Source organism: Candidatus Methylomirabilota bacterium, from assembly GCA_035260325.1.
In the GTDB taxonomy this organism is placed as follows: domain Bacteria; phylum Methylomirabilota; class Methylomirabilia; order Rokubacteriales; family CSP1-6; genus AR19.
The window spans coordinates 1-2607 of sequence record DATFVL010000034.1; the positions used below are offsets into that span (position 1 = coordinate 1).

Genomic DNA, 2607 nt, shown 5'->3' on the forward strand with positions numbered 1-2607 from the left:
CGGAATCTGATTGAGGCGCGCGGTGGCCCAGAGCTGCGCGTCCCAGTACGGGAGCCGGTGGCCGGACGCGCCCCGAGTCGCCTCGAGGACGATGAGCGGGGTCACCGGCAGCACGGGCCACGCCGCCGCGAGGGCGACGATCTGCTCCGCCGCCTCGGCCGGCGACAACGGCGGGTCCAGCGTCCCGGTCCCGGCGACGTAGAACTCGCCGAGGACCTGAGTCGAGATTCTGCCCCGCCCGTTGACCACGAGGCGGCGCAGCAGGGCCAGGGCCTTCTCCTGCTTGGGCCGAACCCGGGAATCGTAGGCGTAGACGAGGACGTTCGTATCGACGAGCGCGTCACCGGTCATAGAGGTCTTCTCGCCGCCACGTCCGCTTGGCCTGGCGCGCGCGGCCCTTCCGCCGTCGGGCGATGAAGCGTTCGACCACCTTCCAGGCCTCGGGATCGGGTGCCCGCAGCGCCGTCCGCTCGAGGCCGCGATCGATCGCCTGGCGGATCAGGTCGGCTTCGGTCACGCGGTACTTCTTGGCGCGCTCCTTGAGAAGTCGCTCCTGACGCGGCTCGATGTAGACCTGCTTCCGGATCATCCCGGCCATGACGCACGCACATACATCGTAACATACATCGCGACGGCGCGGAATTCGGCTGGAGCACCGCGGGCTGCTAGAATAGGCGTCGCATGAGGCTCGCCGGCAAGACCGCGGTCGTCACGGGCGGGACGAAGGGGATCGGCCTCGGCATCGCCCGGGCCTTCGCGCGTGAGGGCGCGCGCGTCGTCGTCAACTCGCGCGACGCCGCCGACTGCGCCGCGGTGGCCAAGGCGCTCTCCGGAGCCGTCCCGATCGCCGCCGACCTCGCGAAATCCGACGAGGCGCGGCGCCTGGCCCGTGAGGCGGTGCGGGCCCTCGGTGCCGTCGACATCCTCGTGAACAACGCCGGCCAGCCGCGCGTGGCGCCGTCGGAGGAGCTGCCCGAGGCCGACTACCGCTACACGCTCGACCTCAACCTGAACGCCTACTTCGTCCTGGCCCAGGAGCTCGGCCGCGGGATGCTGGAGCGGAAGTCGGGCAACATCATCAACATCACGTCGGTCAACGGCACCCTCGCGTTCCCGCGGCGGCTCGCCTACTGCGTCTCGAAGGCCGGCGCCAACATGCTCACCAAGGTGCTCGCGATCGAGTGGGCCGGCTCGGGCGTGCGCGTGAACGCGATCGCGCCGGGCTACGTCGAGACCGACTTCACCCGGGACCTCCGCGCCAGAGGCCTCCTCGACTTCGCCGCGCTCGCCCGCCGCACGCCGATGGGCCGGCTCGGCACGCCCGAGGAGATCGGCGAGGCCGCGGTGTTCCTCGCGAGCGACGCCGCCTCGTTCGTGACGGGCGAGATCCTCACCGTGGACGGCGGCTGGGCCGCCTACGGGTTCGTATGAGGGTTGCGATCGATCAGTCGATCGATGGATATCGGGCTTCCGTTCCCTCGGTCTGGCAGCGCGGATTCCACGCGGGAGAGCACAGCACACGCTTCCCGGAGAGGCGGTTCTCCCAGACCTGAAGCCCTTCCGCGGATTGCGACACCTTGGTCCAGGCGCGCTGGTACACGAGCAGGGCGAGCACGATCGCGATCAGCCCGACGATAATACCGACGCCGATCGTGAGGTGCTTCACGGCAGCATCTCCGTTCCTCGCCGAGAATGGGCGGCATGCGCACTCCGCGTCAACGGCGTGCGAGGCGCGCTGCCCACCATTGGCGGACGCGTTCGGGGAACGGGCGCACGTCGCTCGGGAGTCGGTGTCGCCACTTGCGGGCGAAGCGAGCGAGCGCGGCCCGGCGGTCGGCCTGATCCGTGCTCAGCGGCCGTGCGGTACCGTCCGCGGTGCGAGTCCCGCCGCCTCGATGGATGAAGGACGCGTTGACGACCACGCAGCGCCACCCCGCCTCGCGCACGCTGAAGGACAGGTCGCGGTCGTAGCCGTGGAAAAAGCCGTAGGCCTCGTCGAACCCTCCGACGGAGTCGAAGACCCCCCGGCGCAGAAAGAGGCACACGCCATCGACCGCGGCAACCTCCGCGGAAGGATCGTACAAATTCCCGCTGCCCTCGAGGCAATGGAGGATCGTCCGCCCGACGTAGCGTCCGTCTCGCCGCAGCCGCTGCGCGCCGTAGAGGCCAGCAAGCCCGGCCCGCGTCCCCTCCTCGAGCGGGGCCCGGAGCCGGGCGAGCCATTCGTGATCCCTCATGATGGTGTCGTTGTGCAGGAAGCAGAGGAACTCGCCTCGTGCCAGGCGGGCGCCCTGGTTCAGGCCACGGATCAGCCCAATATTGTCGTCATTACGCCTGTAACACAGGGGATGGGGGTATGGGTAGCGACGGAAGAATTCTTCGGTGCCATCCGTGGACCCGTTGTCGATCACGCAGAGATCGAAAGGCTCCGGGCTCAGCGCCAGACTCTCCAGGCACGCCCGCGTCAGGGCAAGCTGGTTGTAGACGACGAGGACGATCGTGGTCGTTGTCATTCGAGGGGTTCTTCAGCCGCCGCTCCTGACCTCCGCCAGCACCGCGAGCATGGCTTCGTGGATGCGGCCGTTGCTCGCGACCACGGCGGGCGCG

At 69.3% G+C, this 2607-nt stretch carries 5 protein-coding genes; 1 reads left to right on the forward strand and 4 read right to left on the reverse strand.

Annotated features, from left to right (window positions below):
• Positions 1–351, reverse strand: a 351-nt coding sequence (locus tag VKG64_02490) for a PIN domain-containing protein (protein HKB23897.1), incomplete at its 3' end; no start/stop codon positions are given.
• Complete coding sequence (locus VKG64_02495; protein HKB23898.1) at positions 341–598, reverse strand: hypothetical protein; 258 nt, start codon at positions 596–598, stop codon at positions 341–343. The genes VKG64_02495 and VKG64_02490, both read right to left, overlap by 11 nt.
• An 83-nt stretch (positions 599–681) precedes the next feature.
• Here VKG64_02495 and VKG64_02500 point away from each other — a divergent pair, with 83 nt between their 5' ends.
• Positions 682–1431, forward strand: a complete 750-nt coding sequence (locus VKG64_02500) for a glucose 1-dehydrogenase (GenBank protein ID HKB23899.1) — start codon at positions 682–684, stop codon at positions 1429–1431.
• Between the two features lie 13 nt (positions 1432–1444).
• On the opposite strand, the gene VKG64_02505 is transcribed toward VKG64_02500, so the two are convergent.
• A complete protein-coding gene (locus VKG64_02505) occupies positions 1445–1666 on the reverse strand; it encodes a hypothetical protein (protein HKB23900.1) in 222 nt (73 codons plus the stop codon).
• A gap of 49 nt (positions 1667–1715) precedes the next feature.
• On the reverse strand, positions 1716–2513 hold the full coding sequence (locus VKG64_02510) for a glycosyltransferase family 2 protein (GenBank protein HKB23901.1): 798 nt from the start codon (positions 2511–2513) through the stop codon (positions 1716–1718).
• Between the last annotated feature and the right edge of the window lie 94 nt (positions 2514–2607).

Bases quoted from the DNA above. Each gene is read 5' to 3' on its own strand.
- VKG64_02495 (HKB23898.1), bottom strand. From the start codon at position 598: ATGGCCGGGATGATCCGGAAGCAGGTCTACATCGAGCCGCGTCAGGAG.
- VKG64_02500 (HKB23899.1), top strand. From the start codon at position 682: ATGAGGCTCGCCGGCAAGACCGCGGTCGTCACGGGCGGGACGAAGGGG.
- VKG64_02510 (HKB23901.1), bottom strand. From the start codon at position 2,513: ATGACAACGACCACGATCGTCCTCGTCGTCTACAACCAGCTTGCCCTG.